The organism is Tsukamurella sp. USMM236 (assembly GCF_037148755.1).
Classification (GTDB): Bacteria; Actinomycetota; Actinomycetes; order Mycobacteriales; family Mycobacteriaceae; genus Tsukamurella.
Map to the genome: position 1 here is coordinate 325,832 of NZ_JBBCSS010000005.1, position 20,172 is coordinate 346,003.

The 20,172-nt window shown below is 70.7% G+C and carries 21 protein-coding genes; 10 read left to right on the plus strand and 11 right to left on the minus strand.

All coding sequences use genetic code 11. From position 1 onward, the window contains the following. Positions 1–31: 31 nt before the first annotated feature. The 5 genes from WFK95_RS18425 to WFK95_RS18445 form a co-directional block, all read right to left on the minus strand. On the minus strand, positions 32–1,030 hold the full coding sequence (locus tag WFK95_RS18425; RefSeq protein WP_224646471.1) for a sulfate/molybdate ABC transporter ATP-binding protein: 999 nt from the start codon (positions 1,028–1,030) through the stop codon (positions 32–34). After that, complete coding sequence (cysW, locus tag WFK95_RS18430) at positions 1,020–1,838, minus strand: sulfate ABC transporter permease subunit CysW (protein WP_224646470.1); 819 nt, start codon at positions 1,836–1,838, stop codon at positions 1,020–1,022. The genes WFK95_RS18425 and cysW overlap by 11 nt, the downstream gene beginning before the upstream one ends. Then, positions 1,835–2,626, minus strand: a complete 792-nt coding sequence (gene cysT / locus WFK95_RS18435; RefSeq protein WP_336671511.1) for a sulfate ABC transporter permease subunit CysT — start codon at positions 2,624–2,626, stop codon at positions 1,835–1,837. The genes cysW and cysT overlap by 4 nt, the downstream gene beginning before the upstream one ends. After that, complete coding sequence (locus WFK95_RS18440; protein ID WP_374201298.1) at positions 2,626–3,720, minus strand: sulfate ABC transporter substrate-binding protein; 1,095 nt, start codon at positions 3,718–3,720, stop codon at positions 2,626–2,628. The genes cysT and WFK95_RS18440 overlap by 1 nt, the downstream gene beginning before the upstream one ends. A gap of 155 nt (positions 3,721–3,875) precedes the next feature. Further along, on the minus strand, positions 3,876–4,112 hold the full coding sequence (locus tag WFK95_RS18445; RefSeq protein ID WP_224646468.1) for a hypothetical protein: 237 nt from the start codon (positions 4,110–4,112) through the stop codon (positions 3,876–3,878). A gap of 49 nt (positions 4,113–4,161) precedes the next feature. On the opposite strand from WFK95_RS18445, the gene WFK95_RS18450 reads away from it, so the two are divergent. The 4 genes from WFK95_RS18450 (at position 4,162) to WFK95_RS18465 (ending at position 10,277) form a co-directional block, all read left to right on the plus strand. Then, positions 4,162–6,165: a glycoside hydrolase family 15 protein gene (locus WFK95_RS18450; RefSeq protein WP_374201297.1), complete on the plus strand. Its 2,004-nt coding sequence runs from the start codon at positions 4,162–4,164 to the stop codon at positions 6,163–6,165. A 17-nt stretch (positions 6,166–6,182) separates the two neighbouring features. Further along, entirely contained in the window at positions 6,183–9,239 is a 3,057-nt protein-coding gene (locus WFK95_RS18455) for an alpha-mannosidase (protein ID WP_224646466.1), read from the plus strand. Positions 9,240–9,332: 93 nt separating this feature from the next. Next, a complete protein-coding gene (locus WFK95_RS18460) occupies positions 9,333–9,485 on the plus strand; it encodes a hypothetical protein (RefSeq protein WP_224646465.1) in 153 nt (50 codons plus the stop codon). A 33-nt stretch (positions 9,486–9,518) separates the two neighbouring features. Beyond that, a complete protein-coding gene (locus tag WFK95_RS18465; RefSeq protein WP_224646464.1) occupies positions 9,519–10,277 on the plus strand; it encodes a phosphotransferase family protein in 759 nt (252 codons plus the stop codon). A gap of 27 nt (positions 10,278–10,304) precedes the next feature. Here the strand turns inward: WFK95_RS18465 and WFK95_RS18470 are convergent, their stop codons facing one another. Then, entirely contained in the window at positions 10,305–10,724 is a 420-nt protein-coding gene (locus tag WFK95_RS18470; RefSeq protein WP_336671512.1) for a DUF1761 domain-containing protein, read from the minus strand. 53 nt (positions 10,725–10,777) lie between these two features. Here WFK95_RS18470 and WFK95_RS18475 point away from each other — a divergent pair, with 53 nt between their 5' ends. After that, positions 10,778–11,422: a winged helix-turn-helix transcriptional regulator gene (locus WFK95_RS18475; RefSeq protein WP_336671513.1), complete on the plus strand. Its 645-nt coding sequence runs from the start codon at positions 10,778–10,780 to the stop codon at positions 11,420–11,422. Between the two features lie 70 nt (positions 11,423–11,492). Here the strand turns inward: WFK95_RS18475 and WFK95_RS18480 are convergent, their stop codons facing one another. Beyond that, positions 11,493–13,529, minus strand: a complete 2,037-nt coding sequence (locus WFK95_RS18480) for a M3 family metallopeptidase (protein WP_336671514.1) — start codon at positions 13,527–13,529, stop codon at positions 11,493–11,495. 118 nt (positions 13,530–13,647) lie between these two features. On the opposite strand from WFK95_RS18480, the gene WFK95_RS18485 reads away from it, so the two are divergent. Both WFK95_RS18485 and WFK95_RS18490 read left to right on the plus strand, forming a co-directional pair. Beyond that, positions 13,648–14,040 carry a hypothetical protein gene (locus tag WFK95_RS18485; RefSeq protein WP_224646456.1) on the plus strand — a complete coding sequence of 131 codons (393 nt, stop codon included), beginning with the start codon at positions 13,648–13,650 and terminating at the stop codon, positions 14,038–14,040. Next, entirely contained in the window at positions 14,037–14,420 is a 384-nt protein-coding gene (locus WFK95_RS18490; protein WP_336671515.1) for a hypothetical protein, read from the plus strand. Before WFK95_RS18485 ends, WFK95_RS18490 begins: the two co-directional genes overlap by 4 nt. On the opposite strand, the gene WFK95_RS18495 is transcribed toward WFK95_RS18490, so the two are convergent. Next, positions 14,410–15,063: a pentapeptide repeat-containing protein gene (locus WFK95_RS18495; RefSeq protein WP_336671516.1), complete on the minus strand. Its 654-nt coding sequence runs from the start codon at positions 15,061–15,063 to the stop codon at positions 14,410–14,412. The two genes, WFK95_RS18490 and WFK95_RS18495, sit on opposite strands and share 11 nt — an antisense overlap. Before the next feature lie 208 nt (positions 15,064–15,271). Here WFK95_RS18495 and WFK95_RS18500 point away from each other — a divergent pair, with 208 nt between their 5' ends. Continuing rightward, positions 15,272–15,655, plus strand: coding sequence for a hypothetical protein (locus WFK95_RS18500; RefSeq protein WP_336671517.1), 384 nt, complete (start codon positions 15,272–15,274; stop codon positions 15,653–15,655). A 17-nt stretch (positions 15,656–15,672) separates the two neighbouring features. Here WFK95_RS18500 and WFK95_RS18505 read toward each other — a convergent pair whose 3' ends face one another. Next, positions 15,673–16,641 carry an NAD(P)H-dependent flavin oxidoreductase gene (locus WFK95_RS18505; RefSeq protein WP_336671518.1) on the minus strand — a complete coding sequence of 323 codons (969 nt, stop codon included), beginning with the start codon at positions 16,639–16,641 and terminating at the stop codon, positions 15,673–15,675. Positions 16,642–16,676: 35 nt separating this feature from the next. Here WFK95_RS18505 and WFK95_RS18510 point away from each other — a divergent pair, with 35 nt between their 5' ends. Then, positions 16,677–17,786, plus strand: coding sequence for a winged helix DNA-binding domain-containing protein (locus WFK95_RS18510; RefSeq protein WP_336671519.1), 1,110 nt, complete (start codon positions 16,677–16,679; stop codon positions 17,784–17,786). Positions 17,787–17,802: 16 nt separating this feature from the next. Here WFK95_RS18510 and WFK95_RS18515 read toward each other — a convergent pair whose 3' ends face one another. Together WFK95_RS18515 and WFK95_RS18520 are read right to left on the minus strand one after the other, a co-directional pair. Beyond that, the gene (locus WFK95_RS18515) at positions 17,803–18,204 is read right to left on the minus strand and encodes a hypothetical protein (protein WP_336671520.1); all 402 of its coding nucleotides are present in this window, start codon (positions 18,202–18,204) and stop codon (positions 17,803–17,805) included. A gap of 166 nt (positions 18,205–18,370) precedes the next feature. Continuing rightward, positions 18,371–18,832, minus strand: coding sequence for a MarR family winged helix-turn-helix transcriptional regulator (locus tag WFK95_RS18520; protein WP_224646449.1), 462 nt, complete (start codon positions 18,830–18,832; stop codon positions 18,371–18,373). Positions 18,833–18,980: 148 nt separating this feature from the next. On the opposite strand from WFK95_RS18520, the gene WFK95_RS18525 reads away from it, so the two are divergent. Further along, entirely contained in the window at positions 18,981–20,171 is a 1,191-nt protein-coding gene (locus tag WFK95_RS18525) for an MFS transporter (protein WP_336671521.1), read from the plus strand. The last annotated feature ends 1 nt before the right edge of the window (position 20,172 follow it).

Sequence of the window (20,172 nt, forward strand, 5' to 3'; positions counted from 1 at the left end):
CGACCGTACATCGACGGCGAGGCGCCGATCGCTACTTCGGCGCGGCGATCTCCGGCACGTGGGTGGCGCGTACGTACACGACGTCGCCCTCCGCGAGGTCCAGCGCGGTGGCGTCGCCGCGGGTGATCTGCGCCTGGAAGCGCTCCCCCGTCGCGGCGTTCTTCAGCTCGACGCGCACCTCGAAGCCGAGGTAGACCACGCGCTCGACCTCGGCGCGCAGCACGCCCGCCTCCTCCGCGGTCAGCCCGCCGGCGCGGGCCAACTCGGGCGTGCGGCCGACGCGGATGTCGTGCGGGCGTACGAGCACGCCGTTGAGCTTCGCGACGGAGCCGAGGAAGGACATGACGAACTCGGTCTCGGGCCGGTCGTAGACGTCCGACGGGGTGCCGACCTGCTCGATGCGACCCTTGTTGAGGACCGCGATCCGGTCGGCGATGTCGAGCGCCTCCTGTTGGTCGTGGGTCACGATCACGGTGGTCACGTGCACCTCGTCGTGCAGCCGGCGCAGCCAGGACCGCAGCTCATCGCGCACCTTCGCGTCCAGCGCGCCGAAGGGCTCGTCGAGCAGCAGCACCTGCGGGTCCACCGCCAGCGCGCGGGCGAGCGCCATGCGCTGGCGCTGGCCGCCCGACAGCTGCGCGGGGTAGCGGGTCTGGAAGCCACTGAGTCCGACGACCTCGAGCAGGTCGTCGACCTTGGCCTTCACCTCGGCCGCCGGGCGCTTGCGGATCTTGAGCCCGAACGCGACGTTCTCCCGCACCGTCATGTGCTTGAACGCGGCGTAGTGCTGGAAGACGAAGCCGATGTCGCGCTGCTGCGGGGTCGCGTGCGTGACGTCGACGCCGTTGATCTCGACGAGGCCCGAGTCGAGCCGGTCGAGGCCGGCGATCGAGCGCAGCAACGTCGACTTGCCGGATCCGGAGGGCCCGAGCAGCGCGGTCAGCGAGCCGTCCGGGATCTCCAGGGAGACGTCATCGAGGGCCGCGAAGTCGCCGTAGCGCTTGTTGGCTCCCACCACGTTAATCGTCATCGCGGTTCCTCCTGCGGGTCGCTTCGAGCAGGGACATCGCCACCAGCGCGACGAGCGCCAGCAGCATGAGCAGCGTCGCGGCGGCGTACGCCCCGAAGGTGTTGTAGTCGTCGTGGTTGCGCGAGCTCACCAGCAGGGTGAGCGTCTGCGAGATGCCGGGGAAGTTCGACGAGACCATGAGCACGGCGCCGTACTCGCCCAGCGCTCGGGCGATCGTGAGCACCACGCCGTAGGTCAGGCCCCAGCGGATCGCCGGCAGCGTGATCCGCCAGAAGGTCTGCCAGGCGCTCGCGCCGAGGGTCGCGGCGGCCTGCTCCTGGTCCTGCCCGATCTCGTGCAGCACCGGCTCCACCTCGCGCACCACGAAGGGCAGCGTCACGAAGGTCGTCGCCAGCACCATGCCGGGCAGCCCGAAGATGATCCGGAAGCCGAGGGATTCGATGCCGCCGAACCAGCCGCCCACGCCCCACAACATGATGAGCGCGACACCCACCACCACCGGCGAGACCGCGAAGGGCAGGTCGACCGCCGCCTGCAGCGCGGCCTTGCCGCGGAACTTCCCGCGGGCCAGGGCCAGCGCGACGAGCACGCCGAAGATCACGTTGAGCGGCACCACGATCGCGACGATGAGCAGCGAGAGCTGCAGCGCCGAGATCGCCGCCGGGGTCGTGATCCAGGCCCAGAACTCACCGAAGCCGCGCTCGAACGAGCGGTACAGGATCACGCCGATGGGCAGCACCAGCAGCACCAGCAGGTACAGCAGCGCGACCGACCGGAGGCTCAGCACCGTCTTCCTGGAGAGATTCACTCCTGCTCCTCCCTCTTCGCGGTCCTCGACCCGACGAACCGCATCACCGCCAGCAGCACGAAGGCGATGGCGAGCAGCGCGACCGAGACGGCGGACGCAGCCACCTGGTTGTCGACCTCGAGCTGCTGCTGGATGTACTGCGAGGCCACCTGCGTCTGGCCGGGGATGTTGCCGCCGACCAGCACGACCGAGCCGAACTCGCCGATCGCGCGGGTGAAGGCGAGGCCGGCGCCGGAGAGGATCGCGGGCAGCAGTGTGGGGATGACGATCTTCGCCGCGATCACCCGGTTGGGCGCGCCGAGGGAGGCCGCGGCCTCCTCGACCTCGCGGTCGAGCTCGATGAGCACGGGCTGCACCTGCCGCACCACGAAGGGCAGCGTCACGAAGGCCAGCGCGATGACGATCGCCGGCTGGGTCGCGTTCAGCGTCAGCCCGACGGGGCTGTCCGGCCCGTACAGCGAGAGCAGCACGATCGACGCGACGATCGTCGGCAGAGCGAAGGGCAGGTCGATGAGGGCGTTGACGACGCCCTTGCCGGGGAAGTCGTCGCGCACGAGCACCCAGGCGATGACGGTGCCCATCACCACGTTGATCAGCGTGACCAGCAGCGAGACCCACACGGTGATGACCAGGGTGGAGACCGCGTTCTTCGCGGTCAGCGCCTCCCAGAACCCGGACCAGCCGTGGTCGAAGGCCTTGGTCGTGATGGCCGCGATCGGCAGCAGCACGATCAGCGAGATCCACAGCCAGGCCACGCCGATGCGCAGCGGGTTGATCAGGCTCCGCATCACTTGCCGCCGTTCTTGTAGGCCGCGGCGATGGCGCCCTTGTCGCCGAACAGCGCCGCGTCGACGGCGGCCCAGCCGGTGAGGTCCTTGCCGTTGTTCTTCGCGGCCGTCCCCTTACCCAGCACCGCGCCGAGCTCGTCGATCGTCCAGAGTCGCTGCGGCTGCGCGGGGAACAGGTGCGCGGTCTCGGCGGCGATCGCGGGGTCGCCGGCCCGGAAGCCCGACCGCGGGATGGCGCGCTGCGCCTCGGGCGAGAACAGGAAGCCGACGAAGCGGTTCGCCGCGTCGAGGGACTGCGCGGTGTTCACGACGGCGACGGGCAGGTCGATGCGGAAGGACTGCGGCGGGATGAAGTACTCGGGCTTGGGCTTGCCGTCCTTCTCACTCTGCCGCTGCAGGAGCACGGCCTCGCTCTCGTAGCTGAGCAGGACGTCGCCCTGCCCGGACTCGAAGGCGGAGGTGGCGTCGCGGCCGGAGCCGGGACTCACGGTCGTGTGATCGCGGATGAGCTCCTTGACGAAGGCCAGCCCCTTCGCCGGCTCCTGACCGCCGTTGGAGAGCGCGGCGTAGGGCGCGAGCAGGTTCCACTTGGCCGAGCCCGAGCTCGCCGGGTTCGGGGTGACCACCTCGACGCCGGGCTTGAGCAGGTCGGCCCAGTCGTGGATGCCCTTCGGGTTGCCGGGCCGGACCACGACGGCGACGAGGGACGTGAAGGGCACGGAGCGCCGCGGGTAGGCCTTCTCCCAGTCCTTGTCGATGAGCCCGGCCTTGACGATGCGGGTCACGTCCGGCGCGACGGACATGTTCACCACGTCGGCGGGCACGTGCCGCGCGACCTTGCGGGACTGATCGCCGGAGGCGCCGTAGGACTGCGAGAAGCCCACGTCGGGGTTGGTCTCGCGGAACAGCGGGATGGCCACGTCGAAGGCGGGCTTGGGCGCCGCGAAGGCGACGAGGTTCACCCGCTTGTCGCCACTGGAGATGTCGACGCCGTGCGGGTCGTCGGTGGAGCCGCCGCCGCACGCCGTGAGCACCACGGTCAGGGCGATCGCGACGATGCTCACAGCACGGCCGCGGAGGCTGGGTCGGATCACGTCTCGCCGTTCTCCTCGGGACAAGGTCAGGCGAGAATCCTACGGAGAGCCGTCAGCGCAGCAGGGCCCACGCGACGACGAGGAGCACCAGCAGCGCGATCAACGCGAGGGTCACCTTCGACTTGGGCACGAGCGCCCGCCATCCGCCGCCTGTCTCAGACACTCTCGTCATTCCCTTCTCCGGCACGCTGACCTGCGATGTCCGCGCGACCTGACCGCTCGAGGCGGGCGTCGAGCGCGTCGGCGACGCGATCGATGAGGGCGCTGAGGACGCGCACCACCAGCATTGCGATCACTGCGAGTACAACCATCACGAGGCTGACCTGCAGTACGTAGGGCAGTCCGGTGAGCCACAGCTCCACCGAGTCCCACCACTGCGCGATCGCATGCACCCGACCAGCCTAGCGACCGCCGTGCGCGAACCCGCCACCGTGCCTCATCATGGTGTGCATGGCAGCGAAGAACGACGGCCCCACCACCGACGCACCCGGCCCCGATGTGCTCGGTCTCGATGCGCTCGTGACCGACGCCCCGTCGATCGGCGATGCGGTCTTCCCGCCCATCCACGACTACGCCTTCCTCTCGGACTGCGAGAACACCTGCCTGATCGCGCGCGACGGCAGCGTCGAATGGATGTGCATCCCCCGCCCCGACTCCCCCAGCGTCTTCGGCGCGATCCTCGACCGCGGCGCCGGCTCCTTCCGGCTCGGGCCGTACGGCGTGAAGGTCCCCGTCGACCGGCGCTACCTGCCCGGCAGCCTCATGTTGGAGACCACGTGGCAGACCTCCACCGGCTGGCTGATCGTGCGCGACGCCCTCGTGATGGGTCCCTGGCACGACACGAGCACCCGGTCCCGGACGCACCGTCGGACCCCGACGGACTGGGACGCCGAGCACATCCTGCTCCGCACGGCCCGGTGCGTGTCCGGCACCGTCGAGCTGCAGCTCAACTGCGAGCCGGCCTTCGACTACCACCGGGCCGGCGCCGAGTGGACCTACTCGGCGGACGGCTACGGCGAGGCCGTCGCGCGGGCCCGCACGGACTTCGGGAAGAACCCGGAGCTCAAGCTCACGACGAACATGCGGCTGGGGCTGGAGGGCCGGGAGGCCCGGGCGCACACCCGCCTCAAGGAGGGCGATGAGGTCTTCGTCGCCCTGTCCTGGAGCAAGCATCCCGTGCCGCAGACCTACCCCGAGGCGACGCAGAAGATGTGGGCGACCGCGGAGTCCTGGCGGCAGTGGATCAACCGCGGCCAGTTCCCCGACCACCCGTGGCGCACCTACCTGCAGCGTTCGGCGCTCACCCTGAAGGGCCTGACGTACTCCCCCACTGGCGCGCTGCTGGCTGCGTCGACCACCTCGCTCCCGGAGACGCCGGGCGGCGTCCGCAACTGGGACTACCGCTACGCCTGGGTGCGCGACTCCACGTTCGCGCTCTGGGGCCTGTACACGCTGGGCCTCGACCGCGAGGCCGAGGACTTCTTCTCCTTCATCGCCGATGTCTCCGGTGCCAACAACGGCGAGCGTCACCCGCTGCAGGTCATGTACGGGGTCGGCGGGGAGCGCACTCTCCTCGAGGAGGAGCTCGGGCACCTCTCGGGGTACGACGGTGCGCGGCCCGTCCGGATCGGCAACGGGGCGTTCGACCAACGCCAGCACGACATCTGGGGCACGATGCTGGACTCGGTGTACCTGAACACCAAGTCCTCCGAGCGGATCCCCGAGACGCTGTGGCCGGTGCTCAAGGAGCAGGTCGAGGAGGCGCTCAAGCACTGGCGCGAGCCCGACCGCGGCATCTGGGAGGTGCGCGGCGAGCCGCAGCACTTCACCAGTTCCAAGGTCATGTGCTGGGTCGCGCTGGACCGCGGGGCCAAGCTCGCGGCGATGCACGGCGAGGACGACTACGCCCGCGAGTGGGCGGAGAAGGCCGAGGTCATCAAGGCCGACATCCTCGAGCACGGCGTGGATTCGCGCGGCGTGTTCACCCAGCGCTACGGCGCCCCCGCGCTCGACGCCTCCCTGCTGCTGGTGCCGCTGCTGCGGTTCCTCCCGTCCGACGACCCGCGGGTGAAGGCGACGGTGCTCGCCATCGCCGACGAGCTCACCGAGGACGGGCTCGTGCTGCGCTACCGCGTCGAGGAGACCGACGACGGCCTGCACGGCGAGGAGGGCACGTTCACGATCTGCTCGTTCTGGCTGGTCTCGGCGCTGGTGGAGATCGGCGAGGTCACCCGCGCCCGGGCGCTGTGCGAACGGCTTCTCGCGTACTCGTCGCCGCTGAAGCTGTACGCGGAGGAGATCGACCCGAAGTCGGGCAAGCACCTCGGGAACTTCCCCCAGGCCTTCACTCACCTGGCGCTGATCAACGCGGTGGTGCACGTGATCCGGGCCGAGGAGTCGGGGCACGACGCGTCCGCGTTCCTCCCCGCACATCACACGCCCTGAGGCCGTAACGTGCAGTCATGCACGACGACCGGCGGCTGACCGAAGAGCGGCTCGACAGGTTCACGCGGGAGTTCCTGAACGGGGCGGTGTATTCGCACTCGGCCCCGGTCACGGTGACCGCGTGGCCGGCGCCGGGCGAGCCGGTGCCCTTCGCGGAGGCGGTGGCCCAGGAGTACACGGCGATCACGCCCGGCACCCCGTGGGGCGCCCCCTGGTCCACGCTGTGGCTGCACGTGACCGGAGCGCCGCCGTCGGAGTGGTCGGACGTCGACGGCGCGCTCGAGCTCCGCGTCGAGCTCGGCTTCACCGGCGGCCCCGGCTTCAACGCCGAGGGCCTCGTGTACCGCGCGGACGGCACCGTCGTGAAGGGGATCTCGCCCTTCAACGCCTACGTCCCGCTGGAGCCCGGCGAGCCCGTGGACCTGTACATCGAGGCGGCCGCCAATCCCGACCTGGGCGGCGACTTCGTCTCCCCCACCCACCTGGGCGACCGGGAGACCGCCGGCGACGGTCCGCTGTACCGGCTCGGCACGATCGACCTCGCGCTGCGGGACCTGACGGTGTGGGATCTGCAGCAGGACGTCTGGACGCTGAACGGGCTCATGCACGAGCTGCCCTTCGACCTGCCCCGGCGGCACGAGGTGCTGCGCGCCCTGGAACGGATGCTGGACGTGGTGGACCCGCACGACGTCGCGGGCACCGCGGCGGCGGGCAGGGCGGCGCTGGCGCCCGCGCTCGCCTCGCCGGCGTACGGGTCGGCGCACCGGATCACGGCGGTCGGTCACGCGCACATCGATTCCGCGTGGCTGTGGCCGGTCCGCGAGACGGCCCGCAAGTGCGCGCGAACCTTCGCGAACGTCGTGGACCTCATGGACCGCGATCCCTCGTTCCGCTTCGCCTGCTCCTCCGCGCAGCAGTTCGCGTGGGTGCGCGATCGCTACCCCGAGCTCTTCGGTCGGATCAAGGACAAGGTGGCGGCCGGGCAGTTCATCCCGGTGGGCGGCATGTGGGTCGAGGCCGACACCAACATGCCCGGCGGCGAGGCGATGGCCCGGCAGTTCGTCGCGGGCAAGCGGTTCTTCCTGCACGAGTTCGGGATCGACACTCCCGAGGCGTGGCTGCCCGACTCCTTCGGCTACTCCGCGGCGATGCCGCAGATCGTCGCCGCCGCGGGCTCGCAGTACTTCCTCACGCAGAAGCTCTCGTGGAACCAGACGAACCGGATGCCGCACTCGACGTTCCTGTGGGAGGGCATCGACGGCACCGCGCTGTTCACACACTTCCCGCCCGTCGACAAGTACAACTCGGACCTGTCCGGCGCGGATCTCGCTCGGGCGCAGAAGAACTACCGCGAGCAGGGCACGGGCACCCGCTCGCTCGTCCCGTTCGGCTGGGGCGACGGTGGCGGCGGCCCCACCCGGGAGATGCTCGCCGCGGCCGCCCGCACGGCGTCGCTGGAGGGATCCCCCGCGGTCGAGATCTCCTCGCCCGCGGAGTTCTTCGACGCCGCCGCCGCGGAGCTGCCGCACCCGCCGCGCTGGGTGGGCGAGCTGTACCTCGAGTTCCACCGCGGCACCTACACGTCGCAGGCCAACACGAAGCAGGGCAATCGGCGCAGCGAACACCTCCTGCGCGAGGCCGAGCTGTGGGCGGCGACCGCCGCCGTCCGCACCGGATTCGCGTACCCGCTGGAGGAGTTCGAGGAGATCTGGCACCTGGTGCTGCTCCAGCAGTTCCACGACATCCTGCCCGGCAGCTCCATCGCCTGGGTGCACCAGGACGCGGAACGGAACTACGCCGCGGTGGCGCGGCGGCTCGAACGGATCATCGCGGCGGCCCTGGAGGCGCTGGCGGGCAGCGACTCCCGGACGCAGCGGGTCGCGGATGCCGGCGAGCGCCGACTGGTGTTCAACGCCGCACCGCACGCCCGCGACGGGGTACCCGCCTTGGGCGCGGCGGTGGTCGACGCGCCCGAGTCCGTCCCACCGGCACCCGAGGGATCGGGCTTCCGGCTGGACAACGGCGTGGTCTCCGCCCTGATCGACGCCCGCGGCCTGCTCGTCTCGTTGGTCGACGCCGCGACCGGCCGGGAGGCGATGGCGGCGCCCGGTAACCTGCTCCAACTGCACCGCGACATCCCGAACCACTGGGAGGCGTGGGACATCGACTCGTTCTACCGCCGCGACGTGACGGACCTCGTCGACGCGGAGGCGGTGACGGCCGAGCGCGACGCCGTCGTGGTGCGCCGCGCCTTCGGGGACTCGACGATCACGCAGCGGATCTCCCTGCGAGCAGATTCCCCGGCCCTCGACATCGAGAACGACATCGACTGGCACGAGCGGCAGAAGCTGCTCAAACTGGCCTTCCCGTTCGACGTCCACGCCGAGCGCAGCGCCGCGGAGACCCAGTTCGGCCACGTCTTCCGGCCCACGCACGCCAACACGTCGTGGGACGCCGCGAAGTTCGAGATCTGCGCGCACCGCTGGGTGCACGTGGGCGAGCCCGATTACGGCGTCGCCGTCGCGAACGACTCCACCTACGGTCACGACATCACGCGGCGTCCCATCGATTCCGACGGCGCGACGCCCGGCACCGCAACCCAGGCCGCCTCCGGCACCGCAACCGCGGCCGCATCCGGCACCGTCGTGCGGCTCTCGCTGCTCCGCGCGCCCCGCTACCCCGATCCCGAGACCGACCAGGGCCGGCACCGCCTCGCGGTCTCGGTGCGGCCGGGCGCGACGATCGGCGACGCCGTCGAGGAGGGCTACCGCCGGAACCTCGCGCCGCGCAGCGTCCCCGGCGCGGCGGCCGTCTCCCCGCTGGTCGCTGTCGACCACCCGGGCGTGATCGTCGAGGCGGTCAAGCTCGCGGAGGACGACAGCGGCGACGTGGTCGTGCGCCTCTACGAGTCCCGCGGCACTCGCGCGTCCGCGACCGTGCGCGCCGACTTCCCCCACGAGTCTGCCGTCCGCACCGACCTGCTGGAACGCCCTGCCGACGCTCCCGAGCCCGCCGGTGACGTCCGCCTCACTCTGAGTCCCTTTCAGCTGGTCACGCTGCGTTTCCGCCGCTGACGTGCTGAGCGTCACCTCGTTCGACCGGAGTCCCGGTGATAGTTTGATGGATCATCACTATCAATCGAGACTCTTCGAACCTAGGAGGTCGAGATGCTCAGCGTGCTGGCATTGATCACTTTCATCGTCTTCCTCGTCTGGCTGACGAGCGACCACGACGGCCTGGACTTCCGCGCGCGGGACGTCCGTCGCGCCGTCGCCGACCGGGACAGCCACACCGACCCGCGCGGTGTGATCGTCTCCTGACGCCGCGCAAACACGTGGCGCGCGAGCAGGTGAGTGCGCGACGATCGCGAGGTGGACACCGTCGACGTGGTCGTCGCTCACAGCTCGCGCGCGACGCTGCGCGTCGGTGACACCTTCCTGAAAGTCGACGGCGATCCGACGCACGCGCGCCGAGAGATCGACGCGATGCGGCTCGCGCCCGTGCCCACCCCGGACGTGCTCTGGCACGAACCACCCGTCCTTGCGGTGAAAGCCGTTCGCGGCACGGCACTCGGCTCGCTCGACGGACCGGATTCCGCTCCCAGGTCGGCGTGGATCGCCGCCGGAACCGCGATCCGGGCTCTCCACGATGCGCCGCTTCCACCGTGGCACGGGCCGTCGGCCGCGCGACTCGGCCGAGAACTCGACGCCGAGTGCGCGTGGCTCCTTGAGCACAGCGAGCTCCCCCAGCGGGTCATCACACAGAACCGCGAGAGCGCGCGATCCGTTCTGCGCCCCTGGAAGCCGGCGTTCATCCACGGCGATCTCCAGGTGGAGCACGTCTTCGTCGCCGACGGCGCCGTGACCGGCATCATCGACTGGTCCGAGGCCGCACAGGGCGATCCCGCGTACGACCTCGCGACCATGACTCTCGGTCATCCCGATCGCCTGGAGGACGTGCTCACCGGCTACGGCGGTGAGGTCGATCGCGACATCGTGCGGGGATGGTGGTCCATGCGCTGCCTGTTGGTCTCACGCTGGCTCATCGAGCACGGCTACGACCCGTCCGAACCCGGGTGCGAGCTCGACATCCTGCGGCGACTGGCGGACTGACGCGCCCTCGACGACGGTCTCGAGCGACTACCGGAGCAGCCCGACGGCCAGGCCCATGCCCACGAACAGGACCAGCTGATACGCGCAGTTGATCACGGTCAGTCGCGTGGGCTTCATCTCGAAACCGTTGTGCTGCGCCAGCGTCGACAACGAGAAGCACGCCCACGCCGCTGACCCGACTGCGACACCGAGCCACGGGGAATCGCAGTCGAAGAAGCCGGCCGCGAGCGAGTCCGCCGCCGCCAGGCCGATCGCCGTCAAGACCAGCGAGGCGACGAAGATCACCATCGGACCCTTGCCCGCGCCGGCCGAGATCTCTTTCGTGACGCCGGTCAGCTTGCGCCACGTTCCGCCCACGAGACCCCAGTCGCTGTACCAGACGAAGGCGATCACGAACCCGACGACGGTCGCCGCGAGTACTGCGAGCCAGCTGATGGTCATGTCCATGCGAATCGCTCCTCGGTCGCGCCATCCTGCGAATTGACTTGATACAATCAAGCATGGTTGAAAAAGTCAATCCTCCGGTGTCGGCCCGCTCGTACGGTCAGTTCTGCGCACTCGCGCGCTCACTGGACGTGATCGGCGACCGATGGACCCTCCTGATCGTCCGCGAGCTGCTGCCCGGGGCGATGCGGTACGGCGAGCTGAAGACCTCGCTCGCCGGGATCGCGACGAACCTCTTGGCGGATCGCCTGCGCAGCCTCGAAGCGAACGGGATCGTCGAACGCCACCTCGACGGTGCCGGTGTGGTCTATAGACTCACGCCGTGGGGTGCCGAGCTCCGCGAGCCGATGGAGGCACTCGGGCGGTGGGGCATCTCCCTGCTCGCCTCGGGCCGTGGAGACGACGCCTTCCAACCCCGCTGGCTCACGCTCGCCGTCCCCGCCCTGCTGCGCGGTCGCACCGCCTCCCCTGCCGTGGAGGCCGGAATCGAGGTCGAGGGCTTCCTCATGGTGGTGCGCGTCGACGAGGCGGGGCCATCCGCCTTCGTCCCGGCGGAGCGACCAAGCACGGTCCTGACCGCGTCGCCCGACACCGTCGTCGGCCTGTCCACCGGGACCGTCAGCGTGGACGAGGCGATCGCCGACGGCGATCTCGAGGGTGATGGCGCGCCGTTGCGGTCGATCTTCTCAGTACGTCAGTAGGGCGGCGGGCCGTCGAACGACGGTGCGCGGAACCACGCCCGCGGTGCCCCGAGCGCGGCGTCCCGGATCACTACGCCGTCAGGCCGCGGCGCTCGAGCAGCGGAGTGATGTCGGGGTCGGCACCCCGGAAGTCACGGTAGGCCTGCGAAGCATCGACACTCCCGCCGCGGGATAGCACAGCCGCACGGAGCTTCTCGCCGTTCTCCCGCGTCGGGCCGTCGTGCGCGGTGAACCAGGCCGAGGCGTCGGCGTCGAGCACCTCCGACCAGATGTAGCTGTAGTACCCGGCGCTGTACCCGCCCGAGAAGATGTGGTTGAAGAACGGCCCGCGGTAGCGCGGCGGCACGCCTGCCACATCGAGCCCGGCGTCGGCGAGGGCAGCCGCCTCGAAGGCCTCGACGTCGGCGACGACGGTGCCCGGCTCGATCGTGTGCCAGGCCAGGTCGATCACCGCGGCCGCCAGGTACTCGACGGTGCCGAAACCCTCACCGCGCGTGCCGGGCTCGAGGACCGAGCGTCGCAGTCCTTCGGGCAGTACCTCGCCCGTCTCGTGGTGCCGGGCGTAGCCGTCGAGGATCGTCGGCCAGGCGGCGAACATCTCGTTGAACTGGGACGGGAACTCCACGAAGTCGCGCGGGACGCTCGTGCCCGAGAAGTACGGGTAGGTCACGTCCGAGAGCAGACCGTGCAGCGCGTGCCCGAACTCGTGGAAGACGGTGGTCACCTCGTCCCGGCTGAGCAGCGCGGGACGACCCGCGGGCGGGCGAACGAAGTTGCACACGTTGATGATCACGGGCTGCGCGTCCAGCAGACCGGACTGGTCGACGAAACTCGTCATCCACGCCCCGCCGCGCTTGCTCGGCCGCGCGAAGTAGTCCCCGATGAACAGGCCGAGCGGCGCACCGTCGGGCCCCGAAACCTGCCACGCCCGCGCGTCCGGATGGTGCAGGGCGAGGTCTGTGCGCTCGGTGAAGACGAGCCCGTACATCCGGGAGGCGGCCTCGAACACGCCCTTCTCGATCACCGCGTCCAGCGCCAGGAAGTCGCTGAGCCGGGGCCCGTCGTCGGGGCCGTCCCCGGCCTGCGCACGTTGCTCGGCGAGGCGGGCGTAGAAGGGCCAGTCCCAGGCCTCGATCGGATGGCCGGCCAGTTCCTCCAGCTCGGCGCGCTCGGCGGCGGCGTTCCGCGCTGCCGGGACTGCGAGGTCCCGCAGCATCCCGAGGGCGGCCTCCGCGGTGCCTGCCGTCTGGTCGGCGATCTGGTAGGCCGCGTGATGCGGGTAGCCGAACAGCGCGGCCCGCTCGGCGCGCAGGCCGGCGACGCGGGCGATCAGCTCGCGGGTGTCGTTCTCGCCGCCACGCGTGTTCCGCCCGGACGACGCCTCGTAGACCTTCCGCCTCGACTCGCGGTTCGTCAGCCGGGCGACGTTGGGCTGGTTCAGCGGGTAGCCCAGCGCCAGAAGGTATCCCCCGCGCCCCGCGTCCTCGGCCGCGGTTCGGGCGGCGGCGACGGTGTCGGCCTCCAGCCCGTCGAGCTCGGCCTCCGTCGCGAAGGGCACCGCGGACGCATTGGTCTCGGCGAGGGTGCGGCGGGAGAACTCGGTCGTGAGCTCGGCGAGCTCGGTGTTGATCTCCTTCAGGCGGTCCTGCGCCGCGGCGTCCAGTCCTGCGCCGGCGCGGGTGAATCGCAGGTGGTAGCGCTCCAGGAGGCGCTGCTGCTCGGCGTCGAGGCCGAGAGCCGCTCGCCGAGTGTGGAGCTCGGCGATGCGGGCGAACAGCGCGGCGTCCATGAGGATCGCGTCGAAGTGCGCCGACCACCGTGGGGAGATCGCTGCCTGTGCCGCCTCCAGCGCGTCGGTGCGGTCGGTGGACGTCAGCGAGAAGAACACCGCGGCGACGCGACCCAGGTCCTGCCCCGCGCGCTCCATCGCCTCGACGGTGTTCGCGAACGTGGCGGGCTCGGGATTCTCGGCGATCGCCGCGATGTCCCGACGGTGCCGGGCGAAGCCCTCGGCGAACGCGGCCTCGTAATCCGCGTCCGCGAACGCGGCGAAGTCCGGCAGGGCGAAGGGCAGGGTGCTGGGGGCGAGAACGGCATCGACGGTCACCCCTCGAACCTACCGCCCCCGCCCGGGTCCCCTCGCGGAGAGAATCAGGGAGATCACGGACGGGACCTGAGTAGTTCCACGGATTCCGTGCGGGCGGCATCGCGCGATGCTCATTCCCATGAGCGATCCGATTGCCCTCCCCACCCTGATCACGACTGAGCCCGCTCCGCGGACGCAGCGGTCCGCGGCGGCGGACGTCGCCGCAGGCGCCGTGCTGTGGATCCTTCTGCTGGGCATCGCGTACATCGCGGCGATGTTCGCCGGATTCTACGCGATGGCGGCCGACGGCTGCCCGGTCGACGCCCCGTGCGCCGCGGCGGAGGCGGCCGGGCGGGCGATCTACTTGCAGTGGGGAGGCATAGCAGCGATCATCGTCGGCACCTTCGTCGGCAGCGTCGTGCAGGCCCGCCGTGGGCGGTACTGGTTCTACTGGCCGCTCGTCGGCATCGGCCTCGTGGTGCTCTGCACCGTCGTCACCGCCGGCATGGCGAATGCAGCGTTCGCGCTATGACCGCGCCGGAACGCGCCGCCCCCGCCGCCCCGAACTCCCGGGCCCGCCTCGTCGACGCGGTCTCCGGTGGACTCCTGCTCGTCGCCTTCCTGGCGTTCACCGCGCTCACAGCGTTGTTCCTGCCGCTGGGATTCGCCATGGCGTCCGACCCCTGCGCCTACGAGGACTGCAGTTCCGAGGGGCATGCCGTGGCGGCGATGATCACGTTGTGGATCGGTTCGGCGCTCGGTGCTGCCACCGCGAGTGTCGGGTACGGCGCGGCGCTCGCCCGGCGCCGCAGCACACCCCTGTGGCCGTTCCTCGGATTCGCCGTCGTGGTCGTGAGCATCATCATCGGGGTGGCGCTCGCCTCGCCCGTCCGGGAGGTCGTCAGTCCGTGATGGTGATGCCCAGATGGGCGGCGAAGACCTCCGCCAGGCCGACCGCCTGCAGGTGCGACATGGTGGCGCCCGCGATGCCCTCGAGCCCGCGGATCCGCTCGACCTGCAGGCCGCGCAGGTCGACGTGCTGCAGCTTCGCCCGCGTCACGTCGATCTCGCCGGCGGTGCAGTCCTCGAAGGACACCCGGTTCAGGGTCGCGTCGCCGGCGTCGATGCCGTCGAGCATGCAGCCCCGGAAGATCACGTCGGTGAGCCCGGCGCCGCGCAGGTTCACGAAGCCGAGCCGGACGTCGGTGAAGACCACGGAACGCAGCTTGGAGTCCATGAGCTCCACGGCGCCGATCCGGGCATCATCGACCTCGACCTGACGGAAGGTCGAGCGCGACGCCCGGAAACCCGTGGCGAACAGCGCGGTGATCCGCGTCTCGAGGAACGCCGATTCGGTGAAGACCGCGTCCCGGACCTCCCAGCCCGCCAGCTCGCACTCGCTGAAGGTGATTCCGCTGAGATCGCGTCCCTTCACGGTGGGTCCGGCGAAACGGCGACGGTCCTCGGTGTCGCCCGGCATCAGCTCATCGCTGTTCCCGTCCTCGAGGTCGCCGAGCCGCAGCGGCGAGATCTTCGGTGCGACGAGGCCCGCCATCAGCCGATCACCCTTCCGGCGGGCGAAGCGGTCCTGGCTGCGATGGCGGCGTCGACGTTCACGCAGACGAAACTACCCGCCACCACCGACACCGGGCCCGGATCCCACGTCCGGAACGGGATCCGCGCGACGTGCGCACCGGCGGACGCCGTCGGATCTGAGTAGTTCCACCGATGCCATCGTCGCGGCACGGGGCGACACTGGGTCAATGGCGCACCTCGCATCTCGTCAGGACGAACAGCCTCGCGCCGAGCAGGGCGTGTCCGGACCGGACGGCTCGCACAGCACGGCGGCGATCATCGTCGCCTGGTTGGCCGTGATCCTGATCGAGATGCCCTTCGTGTGGGCGGCCGGCTACGTGCTGATGCTCTCCAGCCTGTACGCGAACCCGTCCGGCGATCCGCTCAACATGGAGGGCGCCGCGATCCTGCTCGGGTTCGGCGTGCCGGCGGCCTGCCTGATCTGCCTCATCGGCGCCTCGGTCTGCGCGCACCGAGGCGCGGGCCCGGGATTCCTGGCGTGGGCGAAACGGGCGGCCGTGTCGATGGCGATCGTCGCCGGTCTCGCACTGGTGCTCGGGACGGCCTTCTGACCGGCCGAGGGCCGAAGTCAGCCGAGCAGGCCGGCGGCCGCCCGCAGCCGGGCCTCGGCGTCGGCGGCGATGGAGGTGACCACCTCGCGGGCGGGGCGGACCTCATCGACGAGCCCCGCGGCTTGCCCCGCATAGACGACGCCGACCTCGGGCAGGCCACCGTCATAGGCGGCGCTCACCGCCTCCTCCGTGCCGGAAGACGCCTCGGCACCGTCGCCGTCGTGCCAGCGGTCGGTGAAGTCATTGGTGAGCGCGCGCCCGAACCATCGTGTGGGCCAGGGCTGGTGGCGCGCCTTGTCGAAGACGTCGGTGTAGACGGTGTCGGCGCTCCGCGCCTTGAGCAGCGCCGGGATCGCGTAGTCGGGCCCGACGGTCTCCGGCGACGCGAGCAGGGCGGTGCCGATCAGCGCGCCCTGCGCACCGGCGGCGAGAACCGCCGCGAGACCGGCGCCGGTACCGATGCCGCCCGCCGCGAGCACGGGCAGCTCGGTCGCACGCAGCACCTCCTGCAGGAGCGGCAGCGTCGCGATCCGTCCCGTGTGTCCGCCCGCCTCGCCGCCCTGCGCGACCACGGCGTCCACCCCTGCGGCCTCGACCTCGTGCAGGTCCTCGATGGAGTTGATCTGCGAGATCACCACGGCGCCGGCGTCCTTGACCCGCTGCACGAACGGGGCGGGGTCGCCGAACGACAGCGACACCAGCTTCGGCCGCGCAGCGAGCACCGAGTCGAGCAGTTCCGGGCTCTCGGCGAGCGACCAGGTCTGCAGGCCGAAGGCGAGCGGCGCATCCGCGCCGGCGGCGGCCCGGATGACCCGCAACTGCTCGTCGATCCACTCGGGCGTGGCGTAGCGGGCGGCGCCGATCATGCCCAGCCCGCCGGCGGCCGTCACCTGTCCCGCGAGCTCACCCCCGGCGCGGCCACCCATCGGGGCGCCGAGGATCGGCAGGTCGATGTCCAGAGTGCGCGTCAGCCAGGTGTTCCACACACCGACGAGGTTACGCCCGTGGCAGGATTCCGCCCATGGCCGCCGTCGATCCCGAGATCCGCCGCATCCGTGCGCTCCGCCTCCGCGCCCAGGGACTCGTGCCCGGCGTGCGGGACTGGCGCACCGCCCCGGACGCGGCGCGCGGCATGCTCGCGATTCAGGCGCAGGACGGTGCCGCGGCGCGGTTCGCGCTCTCGCTGCGCGCGTCCGAGCACCCCGACGACGCGACGGTGCTGGGCGACCTCGCCGCGGGGCGGATCACCCGGAACCGTCCCGCGCGCGGCACCCTGCAGATCACCGCGCCGGAGGACCTGCACTGGCTCAGCGCCGCGCTCACCGTCCGCTCGCGCGCGGAGGCCGCGAAGCGCCGCCCCCAGCTCGGGATCACGGAGACGATGATGGCGGACGCCGAGCGGATCATCCGGGCGGAGCTCGCCGACGGCGCCTCCCGCACCCGGCCCGAGCTCGTCGCCGCGTGCGCGGATGCCGTACTGCCGCTGGATAACTCGCAGACCGGCCACATCCTGAGGGACCTCACCGAGCTCATGGCGATCGTCTTCGCCGACCCCGCGCCGAAGGCCGACGTCTTCGCCCTGGCCGACGACTGGGTGACGGAGCGCCGGGATCCGGAACATGCTCTCGGCGAGGCGGTCTCCCGGTTCGTCGCCGGCCGTGGCCCCGTGACCCGGCAGGACATCGGGAAGTGGGCCTATCTCCCGATGGGCGCCGTCGACGAGGGCATCGCGGCCGCGGACGGCGCCGTCGAACAGGTGACGCTCGCGGGCACGCGGTACCTGGTCGCGCCCGGCACCGTCGACCTGACGGACGCAGAGGTCGACGAAGCACTCGCGCGCCCCCTGCTCCTCCCCGGCTTCGACGAGTACATCATCGGATACGGTTCGCGCGCAGCCCAGCTCGACGAGGGGTACCTGAGCCGGATCGTGCCGGGGCGCAACGGCGTCTTCAAGCCGATGGTCGTGATCGACGGCGAGATCGTGGGCGTGTGGTCCAAGAAGGCCACCGCGAAGACGGTGACCGTGACGATCGAACCCTTCGCCAAGATCACCGCGACGGCGAAGCGCCGCCTCGCGGGCCCCGTCCGCGACTACGGGCGGTTCCTCGGCCTCGAGGCGACGCTCGCCTGAGTGAGCCGGCACGCCCTCAGTTGCGCGCCGCCCACCAGTTGTTGCCGCTGTTGATGTCGTAGGTGCTCGTCGACGCCTTGACGGGGATCGCGCGGAACGGGCAGCCCCAGCTCGGCACGACCTGCTCGATCTGGAGCGACTGCCCCGGCGCCAACATGCCGACGGACTTGCTGCCACCGCCGTTGAACCACACCCGCACGTCGTAGGCCGTTCCCGGCCCGTGGTTGGTGACCCAGCCGTGGTCGGTCAGCGAGTTCGGCTCGGCCCTGTCCGGCAGCGGACCGCCGCAACTGACGTAGCCGAACGCCTGCAGATCCACGTACGGCGGCGCGGGATCCGCGGCGGCCGTACCGACCGAGAGCATCGATGCGACGCCCGCGAAAGCGAGCCCGAGCACTCCGGTTGTCCTCATCTTCATGGTTGATCTCCCCAATCCTCCGTCGAACGACGACTGGCCGCCGACGCGGCCCGGCGCCAGTGTGACGCCGGTCACATTGTCGCGCGAAAGGTAGGGAAAACCAACATATCGGACAACTGGAGAGACGGAAGTTGCTGGAGTTTCCCGTGATTCACAGCAGAGCCGGTCAGGAGGCGGGCGCCGCCTCAGGAGCCTTCACGTGAACCGCGTCGACGAGAAGCCTCAGCTCGGGCTGCTCCGCAGCCTCGGCGAGGGCGTCCCGCAGCACCCGCTCGTGCGTCGGACGCGCCGCCGTGAGCAGCTCCCAGCCGGCCGGAGTGAGCTCGGTATAGATCCCGCGACGATCGTCGGCGCACAGGATCCGAGTGAGCAGCCCCCGATCCTCGAGGCGCGTGACGAGGCGCGTCGTCGCACTACTGGACAACGCCGCGGCACGAGCGAGTTGACGCATGCGCATGTGCCAGCCGTCCTGGCGGCTCAGAGCATCGAGCACGGTGTACTCGACCACGGAGAGGTCGTGACCCGACTGCAGCGACCGCTCCAGTTCGTTCTCGATGAGCGCGTGCAGGGCCACGAGCGTGCGCCAGCCCTGCGCGCGGATCTCCACCGCATCGTCGGCGATACCCATGGTCGGCACCCCTTTCCTCGTGACGACGAGCATAGCACCTTGCGAGGATTACCCGCGTGTGCAACTATCTAGTCGTTGTGTGTGCAACTACTGCAGACGCCGGTGATTGCAGACGCGCTCATAGATTCCACTCATCGAAGGAACACTCATGCCTCTCGCGCTCCTCGCGCTCGCCCTCGGCGGCTTCGGCATCGGACTCACCGAGTTCGTCATCATGGGCCTCCTCCCCGAGGTCGCCGCCGACTTCGGGGTCACTGAGACCGTCGCCGGCTACCTCATCTCCGGATACGCGCTGTCCGTGGCCATCGGCGGCATCATCCTCACCGCGGCGCTCGGGCGGGTCAACCGCAAGCACGCCCTCCTCGGCCTCCTGGTCCTGTTCATCGTCGGCAACATGATGTCCGCCCTCGCCGACAGCTACGAGTTCATGCTCGCCGGGCGCATCGTCGCCGCGCTGTGCCACGGCGCCTTCTTCGGCATCGGCGCCGTCGTCGCCGCCGATCTCGTTCCCGAGAACAAGCGCGCCGCAGCGATTTCCATCATGTTCGCGGGCCTCACCGTGTCGAACGTCCTCGGCGTCCCGCTCGGCACCTTCCTCGGCCAGGCCGCGGGCTGGCGCTCGACGTTCTGGGCCATCACCGCCATCGGCGTCGTCGCCCTCGCCGGCATCGCCGCGCTGGTGCGCACGACCCCGGCTGCGACGACCGGCGCCAATCCCTTCGCCGAGTTCCGGATCTTCCGCAGCCGCCAGGTGTGGCTGTCGATGCTGGTCACCGTGCTCGGCTACGGCGGCATGTTCGGCGCCTTCACCTACATCGCCTTCACTCTGACCGAGGTCGGCGGCTTCGCGTCGTCCTCCGTGCCGTGGCTGCTCGTCCTGTTCGGCGTCGGCCTGTTCGTCGGCAACCTGCTCGGTGGTCGCGCCGCCGACCGGAACCTGCCGCTCACGCTCATCGTCCTGCTCGCCGCCCTGACCGTCGTGCTCGGCGTCTTCGCCCTCACCGCCACGTCCCAGGTCGCGACCGTCGTCGCCCTGGTCCTGATGGGCGCCTTCGGTTTCGCGACGGTGCCGGGCCTGCAGATGCGCATCATGAACTACGCCGCCGACGCCCCCACGCTCGCCTCCGGCGCCAACATCGCCGCGTTCAACCTGGGCAACGCCTTCGGCGCCTGGGCGGGCGGGCTCACCCTCGCGGCCGGCCTCGGCTACGTCTCGCCGCTCTGGGTGGGCGCCGGCATCACCCTCGCGGGCCTCGTCGCCTACGTCGTCGCCACCCGTGTCGCCGGCGGCGAGCACGCCCCCGCCCCGGCGCCCGCGCCGGTCCCCGTCGCCGCGTGAC